At 44.1% G+C, this 20,936-nt stretch carries 12 protein-coding genes; 10 read left to right on the top strand and 2 right to left on the bottom strand.

What is annotated here, in order from left to right; genetic code table 11:
- Positions 1–4 precede the first annotated feature (4 nt).
- The 10 genes from AC1DUD_RS06865 to AC1DUD_RS06820 all read left to right on the top strand — a co-directional run bounded on the left by AC1DUD_RS06865 (position 5) and on the right by AC1DUD_RS06820 (position 18,968).
- Positions 5–1,006 (top strand): 4-hydroxyproline epimerase, encoded by a 1,002-nt coding sequence (locus AC1DUD_RS06865; RefSeq protein ID WP_121230309.1) that lies wholly within the window; start codon positions 5–7, stop codon positions 1,004–1,006.
- 318 nt (positions 1,007–1,324) lie between these two features.
- Positions 1,325–2,569: an NAD(P)/FAD-dependent oxidoreductase gene (locus AC1DUD_RS06860; protein WP_477372919.1), complete on the top strand. Its 1,245-nt coding sequence runs from the start codon at positions 1,325–1,327 to the stop codon at positions 2,567–2,569.
- A gap of 426 nt (positions 2,570–2,995) precedes the next feature.
- Complete coding sequence (locus AC1DUD_RS06855) at positions 2,996–3,898, top strand: AraC family transcriptional regulator (protein WP_121230305.1); 903 nt, start codon at positions 2,996–2,998, stop codon at positions 3,896–3,898.
- Between the two features lie 42 nt (positions 3,899–3,940).
- Positions 3,941–5,740, top strand: coding sequence for a DUF885 family protein (locus tag AC1DUD_RS06850; RefSeq protein ID WP_477372917.1), 1,800 nt, complete (start codon positions 3,941–3,943; stop codon positions 5,738–5,740).
- 66 nt (positions 5,741–5,806) lie between these two features.
- On the top strand, positions 5,807–7,240 hold the full coding sequence (locus tag AC1DUD_RS06845; protein ID WP_477372915.1) for an APC family permease: 1,434 nt from the start codon (positions 5,807–5,809) through the stop codon (positions 7,238–7,240).
- 10 nt (positions 7,241–7,250) lie between these two features.
- A complete protein-coding gene (locus AC1DUD_RS06840) occupies positions 7,251–9,473 on the top strand; it encodes a putative Ig domain-containing protein (protein WP_477372913.1) in 2,223 nt (740 codons plus the stop codon).
- A 195-nt stretch (positions 9,474–9,668) separates the two neighbouring features.
- On the top strand, positions 9,669–11,153 hold the full coding sequence (locus AC1DUD_RS06835) for an aldehyde dehydrogenase (NADP(+)) (protein WP_477372911.1): 1,485 nt from the start codon (positions 9,669–9,671) through the stop codon (positions 11,151–11,153).
- Positions 11,154–11,243: 90 nt separating this feature from the next.
- Positions 11,244–12,644, top strand: a complete 1,401-nt coding sequence (locus AC1DUD_RS06830) for an aminopeptidase P family protein (protein WP_477372909.1) — start codon at positions 11,244–11,246, stop codon at positions 12,642–12,644.
- A gap of 401 nt (positions 12,645–13,045) precedes the next feature.
- Positions 13,046–15,346 carry a S9 family peptidase gene (locus AC1DUD_RS06825; protein ID WP_477372907.1) on the top strand — a complete coding sequence of 767 codons (2,301 nt, stop codon included), beginning with the start codon at positions 13,046–13,048 and terminating at the stop codon, positions 15,344–15,346.
- Between the two features lie 22 nt (positions 15,347–15,368).
- Positions 15,369–18,968 (top strand): family 43 glycosylhydrolase, encoded by a 3,600-nt coding sequence (locus tag AC1DUD_RS06820; protein WP_477372905.1) that lies wholly within the window; start codon positions 15,369–15,371, stop codon positions 18,966–18,968.
- A gap of 463 nt (positions 18,969–19,431) precedes the next feature.
- Here the strand turns inward: AC1DUD_RS06820 and AC1DUD_RS06815 are convergent, their stop codons facing one another.
- Together AC1DUD_RS06815 and AC1DUD_RS06810 are read right to left on the bottom strand one after the other, a co-directional pair.
- The gene (locus AC1DUD_RS06815) at positions 19,432–20,052 is read right to left on the bottom strand and encodes a hypothetical protein (RefSeq protein ID WP_477372903.1); all 621 of its coding nucleotides are present in this window, start codon (positions 20,050–20,052) and stop codon (positions 19,432–19,434) included.
- Between the two features lie 271 nt (positions 20,053–20,323).
- The gene (locus AC1DUD_RS06810) at positions 20,324–20,935 is read right to left on the bottom strand and encodes a hypothetical protein (RefSeq protein ID WP_477372901.1); all 612 of its coding nucleotides are present in this window, start codon (positions 20,933–20,935) and stop codon (positions 20,324–20,326) included.
- Position 20,936: the final 1 nt, after the last annotated feature.

Raw genomic sequence — 20,936 nt, 5'->3', positions numbered from 1 at the left:
ACATATGGCAAGTAAAACTTTCTTTTGTGTTGATGCCCATACCTGTGGCAATCCTGTAAGGCTGGTGGCCGGCGGCGGTCCCACGCTTAAAGGCGATAATATGAGCCAGAAACGCCAGCACTTTTTAAAGGAGTACGACTGGATCAGGACAGGCTTAATGTTTGAACCTCGCGGGCATGATATGATGTCGGGCAGTATCCTGTATCCGCCTCATGATCCGGAAAACGATGTTGCTGTTTTGTTCATTGAAACCAGCGGTTGCTTGCCTATGTGTGGTCACGGAACTATCGGTACGATAACCATTGCTATTGAGGAAGGGCTGATCCAGCCTAAAACTCCGGGTATAGTGCGTATGGAAGCACCTGCCGGTCTGGTGCTTATTGAGTACAAGCAGGAAGGCAAAAAAGTAACCTCGGTAAAACTCAGGAATGTGGCGGCTTATCTTGCTGCAACTGATCTGCAGGTGGAATGCCCGGATTTAGGTACGCTCACCATTGATGTATCGTACGGTGGTAATTATTACGCTATTGTTGATCCTCAGCCTAATTTTAAAGGCATTGAAGATTATACCGCAGGACAGCTGATAGCCTGGAGCCAGGTATTGCGTAAGCGCATTAACGAAAAATACCAGTTCGTGCACCCGCAGGATCCTACTATCAATACCTGTACCCACATTCTTTGGGCTGGTGCAACGTTATCGGCAGATGCTACTGCGCGTAACGCAGTGTTTTATGGCGATAAAGCTATCGACAGGTCGCCTTGCGGCACGGGTACTTCTGCCCGTATGGCGCAATGGTTTGCCAAGGGTAAACTGAAAGTAGGTGAGCCTTTTATTCATGAAAGTATCATCGGCAGTAAGTTTATTGGCAAGGTTGAGGATGTGGTTAAGATCAATGATTTTGATGCCATCATACCAAGTGTGGAAGGCTGGGCCAAAGTATATGGTTACAACACCATCAAGATAGATGATGATGATCCTTATGCTCACGGTTTCCAGGTGATATAACGTATCCCCAAACGTCATTGCGAGGAACGAAGCAATCCCCGATTGGCAGGCCCGCCCTGTATAGTTTGGGATTGCTTCGTTCCTCGCAATGACGTTCTGGTTTAATAGATTCTGGTCATGTTTCCTCAGGGTCTCTCGCAGAGGACCCTGAGGTTTACCGCTTTCTAAACATCTAACAGGATATTTTGAACAGCCTATCTGCATGGTGTATACATCAGGGTCCTCTCCGAGAGACCCTGATGGGGCGTTTAATAGATTTTTAAAAAGAATTATTAACAAGCTTTCGGCTTTCCGCCTTAAGCTTTAAGCTACAAAAAAATGGCAAAGGTGCTGATAATAGGAGGTGGGATAGTAGGGCTTAGTTCGGCTTATTATTTACAAAAGGCAGGGCATGAGGTTACTGTGCTTGATAAGAGCGATATGACCGATAGCTGCTCATACGGAAACGCCGGTATGATTGTGCCAAGCCATTTTATCCCGCTGGCAACTCCGGGTATGGTTTCCCAGGGCATCAAGTGGATGTTTAACAGCAAAAGCCCCTTCTACGTAAAGCCGTCCTTAAATCCCGAATTGATATCATGGGGATTGAAATTTTTAAAGAAAGCCAATGCCGCGCATGTTGAAAAATCAGCTGTTCCGTTAACGGAGCTTTCATTGCTCAGCAAAAAACTTTATGAGGACCTGAGCAAGGAACCCGGCTTTGATTTTGACCTGGTGGAAAAAGGCATCCTGATGTTTTATAAAACTGAAAAGGCCGGCGAAGAAGAGGCGCACATGGCCGAAAAGGGGAGGGAATTAGGTTTGGATATGGCAGTGCTTAGTATTGCTGACTGTAAAAAACTCCAACCAAAATTGGAACTTGATGTGTTAGGCGCGGTACATTACCGTTGCGATGCACACCTGTCGCCAAACAAGCTAATGGCTGCTTTGATCAAACACCTGAAAGCTGTTGGTGTGAAGCTGGTTACCAATAAAGAGGTTACTAAAATTGAAACCAAAGGCGGTAAAGTTAGCAAAGTATTGGCAGGCAATGAGGAGTTTACTGCCGATGAATACATTATTGCGGGCGGTTCATGGTCGCCGGCTATAGGCAAACTGCTGGGTCTGAAGATCCTGCTTATGCCGGGTAAAGGTTATTCTTTTAATGTAAAGGATGATACCGAAATGATGCACATCCCGGCTTTACTGGCCGAAGCCCGTGTTGCTATTACCCCAATGAATGGCGGCTTGCGCTATGGTGGTACCATGGAACTTGATAAAATCAACGACCGCATTAACATGAACCGTGTAAAAGGGATTGTTGAATCGGTGCCAAAGTATTTCCCGGGTTTAAAGCCTGCTGTTCCTGAGCAAAAGGACATTTGGTTCGGTTTCCGGCCTTCGTCTGCCGATGGCTTGCCTTATATCGGTAAAAGCAGGCAGTACGGCAATCTTACTGTTGCGACGGGGCACGGCATGATGGGGCTAAGCCTTGGCGCGGCAACCGGTTTGCTGGCAAGTGAAATTATATCGGGCAAACCGACTACTATCGATATCAAAGCATTTGCTCCCGAAAGATCTTAATTTAAACAATTGGTTACCCTTCCGGCTTGCCGGAAAAACAGAACCGCTCATCGCCCCTGATGAGCGGTTTTTTGCTTTAACGGGTGTGGTTTTTATTACCTGGGTCATAAAAATCGTATTAAAAACCGATTTTCTGCGTAAATCAGGTGGTTTTGATAAAATGATTAATAGTTGTTTAATTGACAATTAAAGGTATTTTATTCGGTCAAATTACGAATGAATCAACTATAGTTTTGCTTTTAAGTGTTTGTATAACATTTAATTGATTTTTTATTTGCTGGTTAAAAGCAGGTTTTTCGGTCAATTTTAGCAGGGGTATCAACCATAAATTACCAAATATTGCCCGTATTTTATCCTTTTAACTGCATTTGTTGGTAAATTAAGTTAAGTAATTGTAAATTCAACAAGTATTAAACAATGTAGCAGATGAAAGTTTTACAATTTACCATCCCGGTTCCGCACGATAAAAGTGTGATTGCAGAAAAGGTTTGTTTGCCTTATCATTATCCCTACCTGCACCGCCACAAAGAAATTCAGCTTACCTGGATCCAGCAGGGTGAGGGCACGTTGATAGCCGGAAATAACATGCATGATTACTCTGCCGGCGATCTGTTTTTGATAGGTGCCAACCTGCCGCATGTGTTTAAAAGCAACCCCGAATACTTTGCGCCCAACGCCAATAAACAGATAGAAGCGCTTACTATATTTTTTAACCCGGAAGGGGCTTTGGCGCCGCTGTTTAATTTGCCCGAGCTTAAACCCAGTCTCATATTTATGCAGCAGCACCAGCAGGGCTTTAAATTGCCGCATTCTGTTGTTGATAAAGTATCGCAGATCATGATCGCATTGCAAAAGGCTTCCGGCCCCGATCAGCTTATCCAGTTTTTTCATTTGCTTAAAGGGCTTACCAATATCAAAGGAAAACTTGACCCTTTATCAACTTACGGCAACCTGCCGGGCATTACCGAAAATGAAGGGATCAGGATAGGTAATATCTACAACTACATTATGCAGCACTACAGCGAGCCAATTACGCTGGAGGATGTAGCTAAAGTTGCCTATATGACGCCTGAGTCGTTTTGCAGGTATTTCAAAAAGCATACAGGCCATACCTTTATTTCTTTCCTGAACGAGATCCGTATCAACGAGGCCTGCAAAAAGCTCATCGCGCATAAGTTTGAAAGCATCAATACCGTAGCTTATAAATGCGGCTTTAAAAGCATCACCAACTTTAATAGGGTATTTAAATGCGTAATTGGTAATTCGCCCCGCGGTTATCTCGACTCTTACAACAATAATCTCATCAGCCTTAACAGAGCTGCAAGCTAAATACAGCGCGCTTTATTATTTAATCAAACATACCACCATATTGTGTTTATACATCCCTCTAAAACTGTAAAAGGGCTAATTTTTTGCGCCCTTACTATTGGTACCCTGAGTTTAAATGCGCAAACTGCCGCGCCGGGCAATTTGTATGAGCAAACCAGCGAAATAGCCGGTACCATTATCAGGTACGGGCAGGATATGAATGCCATACATGATTTTTATTCGCCTTACAATGTTAATGAGCGTGGCGAAGATCAGTACAAGCAGGATGTCATTAACTCGCCCGAGCAGCGTAAGAGGCTCATTGAGGTTGATAATGATTACCTGAAACAACTGGATCAGACAGATTTTAACGCCCTGAGCATTTACGGAAAGGTGGATTATATCCTGCTGAAGAAACGCATCAACTTTGATCTGAAAGACCTGAAGAAGGAAGAAGACCTGTACAGCCAGGCTGCTAAATACATTTCATTTGCCGATGAGATCTACTCGCTGGAGCAAAAACGCCGCCGCGGAACATTTGTAGATGGCGAAAAGGTTGCAGGCGATTTGAACAAGATCCTGAAAGAACTTAAGGCCGATACTACGGCTTTTCATAAACTCCCTTCGTTGGATATGCCCGTGGCTAAAGTAACTAAAGCAGCTTTAGTGGGATTAAGAGGTCGCTTGAAAGATTTCTTCGGCTTTTATAATAAATACGATCCATCATTTACCTGGTGGGTGCCCGAACCATACAAGGCGCTTGATAGCGCGCTGGGCAGGTACAGCGAACTGGCTATCAGCAAAGGCAAGATAAATACCAGCCAGAAAAGCGATAGCAGCGGAATAAAAGGCGTGCCAATTGGCAGGCAGGAGCTGATTAACCAGCTACAGGCCGAAATGATCCCTTATACACCCGAAGAGCTTATTAAACTTGCCAACAAAGAGTTTGCCTGGTGCGATAAGGAAATGCTGAAGGCATCGCAGGAAATGGGTTTCGGCAACGATTGGAAAAAAGCCCTCGAAAAAGTAAAGAACAGTTATGTTCCGGTAGGTCATCAGCCTGAACTAATTGTTAAACTATACAATGATGCTCTTAGCTTTATCAAAGAACGCGACCTGATCACGATACCGCCGCTTGCCGAAGAAACCTGGGGCATGGTAATGATGTCGCCGCAAAGGCAGCTGGTTAATCCATTTTTCACCGGTGGCAAGGAGATCAGTATCTCGTACCCAACCAATACCATGCAGTATGACGACAGGCTGATGAGTATGCGCGGCAATAACCCTTACTTTTCAAGGGGAACTGTGCAGCATGAACTGATCCCCGGTCATAACCTGCAATATTTTATGAACAGTCGTTATAAAGCTTATCGCCAGGATTTCGGGACGCCATTTGCGGTTGAAGGCTGGGCTTTATACTGGGAGCTATTGTTGTACGACAAAGGCTTTGCCAAAACTCCTGAAGAACGTGTAGGCATGCTGTTTTGGCGCATGCACCGTTGTGCAAGGATCATATTTTCGCTCAACTATCATTTGGGCAACTGGACTCCGCAGCAATGTATTGACTTTTTGGTTGACCGTGTAGGCCATGAACGTGCCAACGCCGAGGGCGAAGTGAGGCGCTCGTTTGAAGGGGGCTACAGTCCGCTTTACCAGGTAGCTTACCTGTTAGGTGGTTTGCAATTGACAGAACTAAGAAAAGAACTGGTTGACAGTGGCAAAATGACCTACAAACAATTCCATGATGCCGCCATTAAAGAAAACCTGATCCCGGTTGAGATGCTTCGTGCTACCTTAACCAACCAGGCTTTAACTAAAGATTTTACAACAAGCTGGAAGTTTTACGATTTCGGAAGCAAATAGTTAATAAAACAGCATTAATGGAAGGCTTTAAGCTTATGCTTTCAGCTTTTAGCTATAAAAAAAATTATGGAGAACAGCACTTCTTTTAAGCCTTCGTTGCGGTTAATGGATGCCACCATGCTGGTGGCGGGCAGTATGATAGGCTCCGGTATTTTTATTGTGAGCGCCGATATTACCCGCAATGTGGGCAGCGCAGGCTGGCTGCTATTTGTCTGGCTCATCACCGGTTTTATGACCCTTACCGCCGCCCTGAGTTACGGCGAACTGAGTGCCATGTTCCCGAGGGCGGGCGGCCAATATGTTTATCTAAAGGAAGCTTACAGTCCTTTAGTTGGTTTTTTATATGGCTGGAGCTTTTTCACCGTGATCCAAACGGCTACCATAGCGGCAGTAGGTGTGGCCTTCGCCAAGTTTACCGCGTACCTCATCCCGCAATTAAGTGAAAGCCTTGTCGCTGTCGATCTCGGCTTTGTGACCATATCACCGGCGCAACTGCTTTCGATTATCGTGATTGTATTTTTAACTTATATTAATACCCGCGGCGTTAACAGCGGCAAAATTGTGCAGACTATTTTCACCATGGCCAAGTTGCTGAGCTTGCTGGGTTTAATTGTGTTCGGCCTGTTTTCTTTAAAAGCTTCGGTATGGAATGAGAACTGGAAAAACGCCTGGAGCATGCATAGCCTCAGCGCGAATGGTTCTATCGCTTCGTACACCACTATTGCTGCTTTAGGCGCAATCGCATCGGCAATGGTTGGTTCCATATTCAGCAGCGATTCATGGAACAACGTAACCTTTATAGCAGGTGAGATCAAAAATCCGAAAAGAAATATCGGTTTAAGTCTGGCCCTGGGTACGCTGATTGTAACAGTGATTTACATTTTAACCAATGTGATGTATACAGGCGTACTTTCCCTGCATGACATAGCCTCGGCCGATAAGGACAGGGTAGGCGTTGTGGCTTCACAGCACATCTTTGGCAGTTCGGGTACAGTGATCATCGCCTTACTAATCATGGTATCCACCTTTGGCTGTAACAACGGGCTGATCATGTCGGGTGCAAGGGTTTATTATTCTATGGCTAAAGACAGGCTTTTCTTTAAAAAAGTAGGCACGCTGAATAAGAACTCGGTACCGGGCTTTGGTCTGTGGCTGCAATGCGTTTTTGCCTGCCTGTGGAGCCTGAGCGGTAAATACGGCGATCTGCTGGATATGATCTCGTTTGTGGTCGTGGTTTTTTATGTGCTTACCATCATCGGGATTTTTATCCTTCGCAAAAAAATGCCCAATGCCGAGCGCCCTTATAAAGCTTTCGGTTACCCGGTGCTGCCCGTTATCTATATTATTATGGGGATAGCTTTTTGCCTGTTGCTCATCAAATACAAACCGGCTTATACCTATCCGGGCCTCATCATCACATTAACCGGCATTCCGGTTTATTACCTGATAGGCGGCAGCAAACAACGCAAAGTCGCCGAGCTCCCTGTTGAAAGTTTATAGACTATCATTCATGAAAAAGATCTTATCGCTGCTATGGCTTATCACCATGGGCATAGCAGCTCATGCTCAAAACGGAAATTTTGTTAAACTAAGCACTGCTAAGTTTTCAACCGGTAATGACGCTACCTGGAAAGAAACCGGTTTTAACGATACACAATGGAAAAATATTAAAGTTGGCGATGTATGGCAGGAGCAGGGCTACCCGGACTATCATGGCGTTGCCTGGTACCGCATCCACGTGGTTATTCCATCGTCATTAAAAAAACAATCGGTTTGGGGCGATAGCCTGCGGGTATTCCTTGCCCATGTTAATGATGTTGATGAAACTTATTTTAACGGCAAGCTGATTGGAAAAACAGGCGCGTTCCCCGAAGATAAAGGCGGTTATTTGAGCAAATGGCCCGCAGTACGTAATTATTGCGTAGCAGCAAATGATCCGGCTATTAAATGGGACGCGGAAAATATCATCGCTATTAAAGTGTACGATGGTGGCGGTTCGGGCGGTATTTTTATGGGTGCACCTTATATCGATATGCTCGAAAAATTTGACGGCATTGTTTTTACCCAAACCGAGATCAGCTTTTTACCCAATGCGCAGTCCGTACGCAAATTGACTATAGGTAATAGTTTTAAAACCAATATCACAGGCAAATTTCAATATCGGATAGTTGACCAGGTTACTCAAAAAACGATTGCTGAAAAAACTGTAAACGCAAACCTGTTACCATTGGGCAAGGAAACTTATACGCTTGCCTTTCCGCATCGTGAGGGTATCAAGCTGTTTTATGAATTTACTGAAAACGCATCCGGCAAAACCAAAACTTTTACTGAGATAGCCCCGTATCTGCTTACTCCCCAAGCACCGCATAAACCGATGATCAACAGCGCGGGAGTTTTAGGTGTGCATCCGGGTTCGCCGGTACTTTTCAAGATCCCGGCAAGCGGGCAAAAGCCGTTAAAGTTTACAGTTAAAAATCTGCCTCAAGGTTTAAGCTTCGACCCTAAAACAGGCATCATAACCGGTATTGCACCCAAGGCCGGCGATTACCGGGTATCAGTTTCCGTAAGCAATAATTTAGGGAAAGATGAAAAAAAATTGAGCATTAAATCGGGCAAATTGCTGGCGCTTACCCCTCCCATGGGCTGGAACAGCTGGAATTGCTGGGGATTAAATGTAAGTGACGAAAAGGTAAGGCTCTCGGCCAAAGCTATGGTAGATAAAGGGCTCACCGAATACGGCTGGAATTACATTAATGTTGATGACGGCTGGCAGGCAACTACAAGACAACGAGACGGAGAAATAGCACCCAATGAAAAATTTCATGATATGAAAGCTTTAGGGGCGTATCTGCATCAGCAAGGCTTAAAGTTTGGTATTTATTCATCCCCGGGTGCTAAAACCTGTGGCGGATACCTGGGTTCGTTGGGACATGAGGGGCAGGATGCCGGCACTTATTTTAACTGGGGCGTTGATTATTTGAAGTACGACTTGTGCAGCTATTCGGATCAAACAGCGGGTGATACCACGCTGTTCGCCCAGCAAAAGCCGTACATGGTAATGCGCGATGAACTGGCGAAGCAACAGCGTGACATTGTTTACAGCATTTGCCAGTACGGCATAAAAGACGTTTGGAAATGGGGTGCGCAAATGAACGGAAACCTGTGGCGCACTACCGAGGATATTACTGATACCTGGGAAAGTCTTTACGGCATCGGCTTTAGCCAAACCAATAATGCGGCCTATGCTGCGCCGGGAGGTTGGAATGACCCCGATATGCTCATTTTAGGTAGGGTAGGCTGGGGCGAAAACCTCCATCAAACCAACTTAACGCCCTATGAGCAGTACACCCACATGAGCTTGTGGAGCCTTTTATCAGCGCCGCTATTGATTGGTTGCGATATGGATAAGCTTGATGAGTTTACCCTTAATCTGCTAAAAAATCGCGAAGTAATTGCCATTGATCAGGATGTGGCAGGCAAACAAGCCGAGCGTTTGATTAACGATAAACAGATCCAGGTTTGGGTTAAACAACTGGCTGATGGGAGTAAAGCGATTTGCATCTTTAACCTCGGCGAAAAATATTCAAGGTACGATCTTTATCTCAAAAGCATAAAAATGGGAAAGGCTAAAGTGCTGCGCGATATCTGGCAGCAAAAAGATATCGCCAAAAATGTTACTGCAGTATCCTGCAATATCCCGCCGCATGGTGTAAGGCTTTATAAAGTGATGTAAGCCGTTGATTATTTGGTTATTGATAATTGTCGTAGTTGCCCGTTTTTTAATTCTTTTTTCAGGTTTAGGAAATAAATAAGATAAAATCCTGCTATAACTGGTTAGTAATCTTCACCCCATATTATTCAATGTTAGATATATTTGCTCTCGCATAATAATGGCTTAAGCCATTCATTTTTCATTAAAATATCTGCTATGGCTAACAAGTTTAAAGAAGAAAGCGTTGAAGAAATAAATATCATCATGCAACAATCGCAAAGCGCGTTTGAGGCTTATCAAAAAACAAGTGCCGAAGAAAAAGCCTTGTTTTTAGAAGCTATTGCTAATGAAATAGAAGCACTGGGTGATGTCCTGTTGCAAAAAGCATCAGAAGAAACTAACCTTCCTTTGCCCCGCTTAACGGGCGAACGCGGTCGCACAACAAGCCAGCTGCGTATGTTTGCAGGCATGCTGCGCGAAGGAAGCTGGGTTGAAGCCAGCATTGATACCGAACTGCCAAACAGGACGCCGCTGCCACGCCCGGATCTCCGCAAAATGCTTGTTCCCCTGGGACCGGTAGTTGTTTTTGGTGCAAGTAATTTCCCGTTCGCATATTCAACCGCAGGTGGTGATACCGCCAGTGCTTTAGGCGCAGGTTGTTCGGTTGTAGTGAAAGCTCACCCTGCCCATGCCGAAACTTCAGAATTGGTTTACCAGGCCATAAAAAAAGCGATAGTTAGCTGCAATATGCCCGAGCATGTTTTTCAGCACGTACACGGTACTTCGTTTGAAAGCGGTAAAGCTTTGGTACAAGCAGATGATACAGCTGCTGTTGGCTTTACAGGCTCAACCGTTGGCGGTTTGGCCCTATTAGATTATTCATCGAAACGCAAAAAGCCTATCCCTGTATTTTCGGAAATGGGCAGCATCAACCCGGTTATATTTTTACCGGATACATTAAACAAAAATGCTGCCGATCTGGCTGCACAATATACAGGCTCCATTACTTTAGGAGTGGGCCAGTTTTGTACCAATCCCGGCTTAATGCTGGCTATTAAAGGTGAAGGCCTGGATAACTTTTTCACCCAGTTGGGGAATGGTATTGCGGGTGTTAAACCGGCTAAAATGCTGCACGCTGGCATCCACTCGGCGTATGAAAAAAAGAGCCATGCCGCTTTGGAACAGGATGGTGTAACAAGCGTAGTGAAATCAACCACGGAAGCCGTTGATATTGAAGCGCAGCCAACCGTAGCACTGGTAAGTGCCGAAACCTTTCTCGAAAACCATTTGCTTCATGAAGAAGTGTTCGGGCCATACTCATTAATGGTTAGCTGTGAAGATGAAAAGGAACTGATCAAAGTATTAAAATCAGTATCGGGCCAACTGACTACCACCGTAATGGGTACCGATGATGATTTTGCAGGTCATTCAAGCCTGTTACAGCTGCTGCCGTCAATAGCCGGAAGGGTGTTGTTTAATGGCGTACCAACAGGTGTTGAGGTTTGTGCCAGTATGGTGCATGGCGGTCCGTTCCCGGCCACTACTGATAGTCGTTTTACCGCTGTAGGTATCAACGCGGCTAAAAGGTGGGTACGCCCGGTTTGCTTTCAAAACTGCCCTGATGCTTTGTTGCCGCTGGCTTTACAACAAGCTAACCCGACAAAGATCTGGCGCTTGTTTGACGGTGAATGGAAGAAATAGTACGGCGTTAAACGTCAACAGATAATCAAATTTCAATTATACTTGCACATGCCGGCAGCCTTAAGTTGCCGGCATGTTTAATTTTGTGTTATGAAACTTCAACTTTTTGATCAGCAGGTTTACGTACAGCGCCGCAATGTTTTAAAGCAAAGCATGGGCAGTAATGGCATCATCGTTTTGTTAGGGAACGAGGATAGCAGCATGAACTATAAAGACAATGCCTACCTCTTTAGGCAGGATAGTAGCTTTCTATATTACTTCGGGCTTGATGTAGCCGGTTTGGCTGCCATTATTGATACGGATACAGGCGAAGAGGTGATCTTGGGTAACGATCTCACCATTGATGATATCATCTGGACAGGTACACTGCCATCGGTTGGTGAAATGGCTGCACTGGTTGGCGTTTCACAAACCAGGCCTTATGCCGAAATTAAGCATTACATCCACAAAGCAGTTACCGGTAGTCGCCAGGTTCATATCCTGCCGCCTTATCGCCCGGAAAACAAAATTAAACTGGCCGAATGGTTAAACACCAGCCTGGAAGATGTTGCCGGTCGCGTTTCATTGCAGTTGGTAAAAGCTGTGATAGCTCAAAGAGTGATCAAAACCCCGCTGGAGGTTGCCGAAATAGAAAAGGCTGTATCCATCAGCGTTGATATGGAATTGGCAGTTATGAAATACGCCCGCCCCGGTATCAGGGAATACGAGTTGGTTGCCAAAGCGCATGAAGTGGCGATTGCTAACGACTCACGTTTGGGTTACCCGGCTATCATCACTAAACATGGCCAAACCCTGCACACGCATTATTACGGTAATGTTTTGGAAGATGGCGATATGGTTTTAAGCGATATCGGTGCCGAAAATGCCATGCATTATGGCGGCGATTTGACCCGTACTTTCCCGGTTGGTAAGCAGTTCAGCACCCGCCAAAGGGAGTTATATGATGTGGTGTTAAATTCGATGGATCATGCCATCAGTATGCTAAAACCTGGCGTACGGTACAAAGATGTGCATATCCAAGCTTGTCAAAAACTGGCTGAGGGCCTTAAACAAGTAAACCTGATGAAAGGTGACCCTGCAGAAGCCGTTGCTGCTGGTGCCCATGCTATGTTTTTTCAATGCGGCTTAGGCCACATGCTGGGCATGGATACCCATGATATGGAAGACCTGGGTGAGCAATACGTTGGTTATACCGATACGCTGAAAAAGGAAACCGTTTTCGGCTTAAAATCCTTAAGACTGGGCCGCGAACTGGAAGCAGGTTATGTGCTTACTGTTGAGCCGGGCATCTATATTATCCCCGAGCTGATAGACCGCTGGCAGGCTGAAAAGAAATTTACCGAGTTTATTAATTACGATGTGCTGAACACCTATCGTGATTTCGGCGGCATCCGTATTGAGGATAACTTTTTAATAACCGACACCGGCAGCCAGCTATTGGGTAAGTACCTGCCTAAAACACGCCAGGAAATTGAGGCGTTAAGAGGATAGAGTGAATAAAAGGTGTGGGATTGTGCGATTCCCCTCTTGAGAGGGGCGGAGGGGTGTGTTTCTGCTCTGATAAGATAATCGTATAGACACACCCCTGCTCTTTCCACTAATAGTCCATGAAAAAGTATAAGTAAAGAAATAACCGCCGTATCGACTCACCCCGACATCGCTGCGCTTGTCACCCCTCTCTACGCAAGCGTAAAGAGGGGATTTTTATCTTTTTTCCTTTACCCTCTTTCCGCCAAAGGCGAAGAGAGGGTGGTCCAGCGTAGCGCAGACCGGGTGAGTCAACTATGCGTCATACCAATTTGCTTTGTTTTGCTAAATGCCTGCTATGATGTGTTAATTTATGGAAACATCATTTGGCCAATGTTGGGTACTTTTACGCAACACTATAACTTATGGCAAGGTACCACCAATATTTACTGTTAACTGTTTTTTTAGCAGCCGCGGGCAAATTAGCCAATGCACAACAAACAACAGTTACACCTTATTATCCCACCCATGCGGATGTGCTGCAAAACTATAAAGCAGCCGACGCGCTTGATTCAGCATTAAAAAAGGTTCCGTACGTTACTAACGTAAAGCCCAACTGGCAGGCCGGCAGTAACCAATTTTGGTACAGTAAAAGAATTGCAAATAATCAAACAGCTTACATAATTGTTGAGCCTGAAAAAGGAACAAAGAAAACCATTTTTGAAAGCGGGCAACTGGCTGCTGAGGTAAGCAAAGCAACGGGTAAAACCGTAAAAGATGGCGGCTTCCGGATTGAAGATATGTTTTTTAGTGCCGATAAAAAGCAGGCCACTTTTAAAACAAGCAATACCTGGCTTAAGTGCGATCTGGCCACGCTTCAATGCAGTAAAACTACCGATACCATACACCAAAGTTATGACACAGATAGACCCTTGCAGGTACGCCATTATCGTTGGGAAGGTTCGGCTGCCGACTCAGTTTCGCCGGATAAACAATGGGCGGCTTTTGTAAAAGGTGGTAATATCATTGTTAAATCGTTGAAAGGTTCAACCGAGATCAAATTAACTACGGATGGCAATTTAGATAAGCCTTACGGCGAACTTACCTGGTCGCCGGATAGTAAGCACCTGGTCGGTTACCGCATCGATCCTAAAAAGACAAAAGAGGTTTATTACCTGCTGAGCTCGGTACCGGGTACTACGCGTGCGGTACTGAAATCGCATGAATATGATCAACCGGGTGATGAGTTTACTTCATACCAACAGTATATCTTTAATATCGCCGATAAAAGCGCTATAAAAACCGATGCCGAAAAGATCGACTTTTTTGGTGCACCGCAATTACATTGGCGCGATGGTAACAGCCGCTATTTTACTTATGAAAAGGCAGATCGTGGTCACCAGCGTTTCAGGGTTATTGAGGTAGATATTAACAACGGTAAAACCCGTAACATCATCGATGAAAAAACAAATACTTTTATTTACGAGCAAAGGATCTACACGTATTACAGCGCTAAAACACACGAGATAGTCTGGGTAACCGAAAAAGACGGATGGCGTCATATTTACCTTGTTGATGAACTAACCGGTAAAGAAAAACTGGTAACCAAAGGCGATTGGGTAGTGCGCGATGTTGATAGTGTTGATGTTAAAAAAAGACAGATCTGGTTTAAAGGAAGCGGTAAAAACGAAGGAGAAGACCCTTACTTTATGCACTATTACCGCATAGGCTTTGATGGTAAAAACCTTACCGACCTTACGCCCGAAAAAGGCAACCACAGCATAGCCTTCTCGCCCGACAGGAAATATTACATCGATACTTATTCTGAAGTTAACATCGCTCCTAAAGTGCTGCTTAAAAACACCGCCGATCTGAAAACGGTAATGACGCTGGAGCACACTGATTTGACAGGTCTTTTAGCTACCGGTGTAAAACTCCCCGAGGTTTTTGTCGCCAAAGCGAGGGATGGTAAAACGGATATCTGGGGTGTGGTTTACCGTCCTGCCAATATGGACCCTAACAAAAGTTATCCGGTAATTGAAAATATTTATGCCGGTCCGCAGGATTCATTTGTGCCCAAAAGTTTTTCGGTTGTTAACGAGATGCAAAGCATAGCCCAACTGGGTTTTATTGTGGTGCAGATGGATGGTATGGGTACGGCTAACCGCTCAAAAGCATTTCATGATGTATGCTGGCATAACCTTGCCGATGCCGGCTTTGCCGATCGTATCTTATGGATGCAGGCGCTTGCCGCCAAATATCCGCAGGTTGATATCAGTAGGATAGGGGTTTACGGCACATCGGCCGGCGGACAGAACTCGGCAGGTGCATTGCTGTTTCACCCTGAATTTTATAAAGCGGCGGTATCCGCCTGCGGTTGTCATGATAACCGGATAGATAAACAATGGTGGAACGAGCAATGGATGGGCTACCCCGTTGGGCCACACTATGAGCAGCAATCAAATATTACTAATGCCGGTAAATTGCAGGGTGACCTGATGCTGATTGTAGGCGAGGCCGATAACAATGTGCCGCCCGAATCAACTTTCCGTTTTGCAGATGCGCTGATCAAAAGCAATAAAATGTTTGATCTGCTGGTGGTACCCGGTATGGGCCATAGCGACGGCGGTCCGTACGGCCGTAAAAAGAAACGCGACTTTTTTGTAAAGCACCTGCTTAACGCCGAGCCGCCTGCAAGGAATACAGATGAATTGGCGCATAATTAAATCATATTAGGCAGAGTAGTAAATGAGTAAATTTCAGCTAACGATATTTCTTTCATGGTGTTTATGCATAGCAGCATTAACCGGCTATGCGCAGCAACAGTCGGCCACAGCTCCGGGCAATGGCAATCCCATTATCCCCGGTTACTTTGCTGATCCAACCGTGAGGAAATTTGGCGATACCTATTACATTTACGCAACTACCGATGGTAACGGCGGCGGGCATGGCCCATCACAGGTATGGACATCCAAAGATTTTGTGAACTGGACCATGCATGATATGAACTGGCCTACCTCCAATTACTATTGGGCTCCCGATGTAATTAATGGTAATGATGGTAAATATTACATGTACTACTGCCAGCCGGTTGATATTTATGGTGCATCTTCGGCAAGCCCAACAGGACCCTGGACGCCTTTGTTACCCGATGGCAAATCAATGATCCCCAATTATTTTATTCCCGGGGTGATTACGCTGGATGGGCAAACTTTTAAAGATGACGACGGTAAAATTTATATGTTTTGGGGTACCTGGGGCATCTATCCTGATCATGGCTGCGGCGTTGGTTTGTTGAACCCGGATATGCACACCTTCGCCAAAACAGCAAAGATCCCCAATACTATCGCCAAAGATTTTTTTGAAGCACCTTTCATGTTTAAACGGAAAGGCATCTATTATTTCACCTACTCATCTGGTCTTTGCGAAGACTCTACCTACCGGGTGCAATATGCGATCAGCAAAACCGGGCCAATGGGGCCATTTGAGTTTGGCAAAAATAACCCGGTGTTGAGTACTAATAGTGATGGAACTATCCACGGACCGGGGCATGAGTCGGTAGTGCAGGTTGGGGATGATTTTTACATGGTATATCACCGGCATAACAACCCACATTCCAACGGGGGCTATCACCGGCAGGTTTGCGCGGATAAGATCATATTTGATGCGGATGGTGATATTGAGAAGATCATCCCAACACATCTTGGCGTAGGTTTGTTAGGGAAAAGTACCATTAACGCCCCTGATGAGGCCTATCAGGAAAAGGTAACTGCGTCTTCTTTTTATAATGAGAGCTATAAACCATCCTTTGCGGTGGATAACAATAATGGCACGCTATGGAAACCTGCTGATAATGGAACTAACCCTGCATGGCTTACCATTGATTTGGGAACTGTAAAAACAGTACAACAGGTATTAACCCAGTTTGAATATTCCACCTGGTATTACCAATACCTGATAGAATCATCGGTAGATGGAAAAAGCTGGCAGGTATTTTCTGACAGGAGAGGAAATACACAGCACGGCTCGCCGATTATAGATTCAGGGAATGCTAAAGCGCGGTTCATCCGGTTAACGATTACTGGGACAGAATATCCCGGTTTGTATAAGGCGGTTTGGAATGTAAAAGTTTATGGTGAACGGGTAGTAACCGAAACCATCGCATATGCAAACAAAGAAGAATTATCCAAAACTATCTCCCCCGAAATTGAAAAAACTGTTAAGGAAGGGAAAGATGGCTTATTAGTAAACCTGGATGCCGCTAACTTCCAGGCTGGCGAAGCAGTAAACCAATGGACTAATAACGGGGCATTGAGCGGCAATTTTATAGCAACAGGCAAACCTCCGGTTGTCGATATCATCGCCGGCAAAAAGGCATTGGTATTTAATGGTACACAAGCGCTTGAATCATCAGTTGCGGTGCCCCGCTCGCTTGCGGGTAATAACAGCTATACGGTATCATATGAAGTTTATGCTGATCAGATTAAAGATGAAAACCCAATATTGAGCTGGACAGACGGCGAATCAGATCATCGCAGCGCTACTTTTGGTTTCGGTAGTAACCGCACGGCGGGAGCGGTACAGCATTTTGGTGTTTCTGATTTTCAATATAAAACAATGCCCGCTGCCGGGAAATGGCACCAGGTAGTTGTTACATTTGATGGCTCGTTTGAAAAATTATTTGTTGATGGCGAACTGAACAATACCGAAAATAAGATGCTTTTTTTGCAGCGTGCAGATAAGTTTATCATCAGTGCTAAAACAAACCGCTCGGCATATTTTTCGGGTGCTATCTCCTCCCTCAGAATTTACGATAGGCCATTGGCTGATAGTGTAATAAAACAATGGGCTTTACACCCCGCAAAATCAGACATTGTTATTTACCTCGACGCTTCAAAACTCAACTACGGACCACTTCAGAAATGGATCAATAACGGAGATGCAGGTGGAGCATTTCTACCTGTAGATACAAAGGGTGCCGAAGTAGCCGACATTGCAGGTAAAATAGCCGTTAACTTTAACGGGAAAAGCCCTCTTATATTTAATAATGATCTTGCTGTGAATAGCAAAGAAGGATACAGTATCGCTTTAAGTGTGTATCAAAATGGAGTAACGAAAAACGGTTCGATACTGAAATCACAATCGTCGAAAGAGCCTTTCATCAATGCCGGTAAATATTTAGGTGAAGGACAATGGCACTATATCATCAAAACAGTAATCGGAAGTAAAGCTAAACAATATGTAGATGGTGTGTTGATTTCAACCTCGGCAAAAGCCGGTAGCCTTGCAGGTAATTTGTTGCTGGGCGATGGCTTTAAGGGCGCGATAGGTAATATCGTGGTGTACAAACATAGCTTATCACCAATTGAGGTTAAACAATTGAGCAGTGGTTGGAAGCAAAACTATCATCCGCCTGTAGCCGGATCGTTAACGTTTAAAATCGCTCCTAAAGCTATAACGCCCGGGATGGTTGAGATGCAGGCACCTGAATATGCTTCAGTACAATCAAATCTTCAATATGATTTTATCAATGAGGTAGATAGCAGCAAATCAAGTGGCTGGCAGGCTGATCCGCATTATATCAGTTACGGGCTCACGGCCGATAAAAATTATACTTACTCATTTAAGGTAAAAGACAACTATGGTAATATAAGTTTAAAAACGGCGGCACTGCCTGTGAGTACATCATCAGCATTGTTTCATGTCGTTAAAGATCAGTTTACGGTTAACGGAGACTTTGCCGATGATGGTATCGCGGGCACTATATGGAACGGTTTAATTGGTGGAGGCGATAAACAGGAGGGTAAGGTTTTTATTAGCGATAACGTGCTTACACTGGAGTCAAAAGGCTCAAACTGGGATGGGAATCTGCCTTACGGCCCATTTTTGTACAGCAATGTTTCAGGCGATTTTGTGGCCGAAGTGGAGGTTGCCGATGTAAGCGGCCTTAAAGAAAAAAAGGTAGCCGGCAACAGCGATATGGGCTTGATGGTACGGAAAGCCAAACAACCCGGCACTGAAGGCAGCGAAAACCTGATCCAGAACAGTGTTTTCCCGGCCTGGAATTGCGGCAATATGCTCACCAATTATAAAGCCGGCTACCGGATGCAAACCAATACCCAAACCGGCTGGAATTATAACCGCTACTTACAAATCCAAAAATCGGGCGATGTGTTTTACATCAGGAGCAGCAGCGACGGTATCCATTGGGCTGATTTGCCCGGAAGCCCCGTATCAAGACCTGAGTTAAATGGCGGTGCTTTACAGATCGGCCTTTATCACAGCACCTATGGGTCGCACCGTTCATATGTTAAATTCTCCAATTTTAAACTCATCTCAAAGAAATAAGTGACATAAAATAAAGGTTCATCGATAACATTGAACACTCTATCGACACATAAAACTTCTAACAGTGCTTTCATTAATATTTGAGGCGCACTATCAGCGTACGATAACGAACAATGCCAAAATCCTTAAAAATTATATAGGCTATATGTTAACAAGATATATTTGAGAATTTGAAGTTGACTTCGTTGTGAAATGCGTTTAAAAACACTTGTAATTAAGCCGATACAAGAAGGAAAATGGAGTTTAGATGAGCGGTTATTAAATGCTCTGAAGCTGATAAGTGGCTTAGAAATATTAACAGTACAATTGTGCCTGTCATTTACTGTCTTTGTAGAAAACCTTATCGCTGATCCAATTATTTGATGGCGTAAAATCAACCGCGATGCACGAATATTAAATTTTGTATCGATGAACAGTACATAGGGGATTTAATGAATGGAATGGATGTAAAACGGAGAGGTATTTATTTTAAAGTGGATAAATTGTTGGCGATCAAAGATAACTCTATTGTCTGTTGTGGGGTAATAAGCTCAATTGAGCCAATTAGCAAAGAACTATTTACTATCTCAATAATGAAGTTTTTTTGTTTGATATTCTTAATAGCATTTCGAAAATCAGGAGTCATTGCATCTAAAGCCTTGTGTTTGTCATTGGCAATAACGTTGAAATTTTTATTAAATGAGGGTTCGTCATCAAATTTCAATTCAACGGGATGTATAGTATTCAATAATCTTTCGATAAACGTTTCTCGTTTAATAATTACCCTTCCAAAGTCGTTTCTCAAAGTAACATATGCCCAAACCTGATATTTATAATAATTAATGGATGGTCCGCGTCCATTTTGTATATGTGTAGGAACTTTAACAAATAGCAAATAACAACCCATTTCAGGGTGGTTAATTAGGAGTGTACCTCCAATACTTGCACCAGGACAGTTGCTGAAAATTTCAAATTGATTTAATTGAATGTCCATTTCAATAGGTAATCCAACGGAGAATTTTTCTTTTAGCGAAATATAAATATTCTCGAGAGCTTGAATATCATCAGCGTCTGTATCAATTGTATCAAATGGTAGGTTTTTCAAATGAGGTGAATTTGTTATCAAAAATAATAATAAGGAGAATTTTTGGCTAAAAATTTATATTCTATCTTTTTATTTAATAATCAGGTTTAGCTTTAATCAAGTGAAATTTCACAACTCAAAAAAATCTTCTGGTAATGCTTTTTGGTGTGATTGGAAAGTTTGGAGTGTGAGCGCAAGATATTTCCAGTTGGCCGCCGTGGCAAGCGGACTTATTACGATAGGCTAAGTAGCTATTATCAAATCCATTATATTACGGCTGATTGAAAAAACTTTAGATACTCATTTGCGGTACGTATCCCGCGTTGAACATATTAACAAACGACCGGGGAGTTAATACCGGAAGCACAGCCACATTAGGCAGTGCTATTTCATTTTGATAGCCGGCAGGGCTCCATTGGTATAACCGGTCATCTTTGAGCAAATACGGATGCTCATTATAAATTATGAATGTGCCGTTGGGTAGCCTTTTTACATCATCTTCATAAGTAACCTTTGATCTATCTGCAGCAATGCGTTCGGCCTGTAGGATCTCATCTATTTTAGATACCGGCGTTTTCATGTTAAACCCGTATTTTGGGTTTCCTTTTAACCAAAACTCTTTAAATAGTTGATGGTTTTTATACCGGCACTGAAAACAGGGGCGGTGCCCGGCTGAAAAAGCTGTGGCCTCGTCAAGAAAGAAAAGCTTTGTCCAGCGGTCGGGCAGCATAATTTCCCGGTGACGTCCCCTAAACTCCAGAACACATGTTATCCATGCCTTTATCTTAAAGGCACGTACAATTTCCTTCTGCTCATTATGGATTACCCCGCGGTTACCGAGCCAGGCACCTCGCTCAGGTGTTTTAATGAGTTGTCCAAATGGGTTTACGCGGTTTTGAAGCATT

It is taken from the genome of Mucilaginibacter sp. P4_A11 (assembly GCF_056402535.1).
Note: the sequence above shows the minus strand (reverse complement) of the source record. Positions and strands in the feature narration are given on the sequence as shown.

Coding starts and splice junctions, on each gene's coding strand:
- AC1DUD_RS06840 (WP_477372913.1), top strand. CDS start 7,251: ATGAAAAAGATCTTATCGCTGCTATGGCTTATCACCATGGGCATAGCA.
- AC1DUD_RS06820 (WP_477372905.1), top strand. CDS start 15,369: ATGAGTAAATTTCAGCTAACGATATTTCTTTCATGGTGTTTATGCATA.
- AC1DUD_RS06810 (WP_477372901.1), bottom strand. CDS start 20,935: ATGCTTCAAAACCGCGTAAACCCATTTGGACAACTCATTAAAACACCT.
- AC1DUD_RS06825 (WP_477372907.1), top strand. CDS start 13,046: ATGGCAAGGTACCACCAATATTTACTGTTAACTGTTTTTTTAGCAGCC.
- AC1DUD_RS06860 (WP_477372919.1), top strand. CDS start 1,325: ATGGCAAAGGTGCTGATAATAGGAGGTGGGATAGTAGGGCTTAGTTCG.
- AC1DUD_RS06845 (WP_477372915.1), top strand. CDS start 5,807: ATGGAGAACAGCACTTCTTTTAAGCCTTCGTTGCGGTTAATGGATGCC.
- AC1DUD_RS06865 (WP_121230309.1), top strand. CDS start 5: ATGGCAAGTAAAACTTTCTTTTGTGTTGATGCCCATACCTGTGGCAAT.
- AC1DUD_RS06855 (WP_121230305.1), top strand. CDS start 2,996: ATGAAAGTTTTACAATTTACCATCCCGGTTCCGCACGATAAAAGTGTG.
- AC1DUD_RS06830 (WP_477372909.1), top strand. CDS start 11,244: ATGAAACTTCAACTTTTTGATCAGCAGGTTTACGTACAGCGCCGCAAT.
- AC1DUD_RS06835 (WP_477372911.1), top strand. CDS start 9,669: ATGGCTAACAAGTTTAAAGAAGAAAGCGTTGAAGAAATAAATATCATC.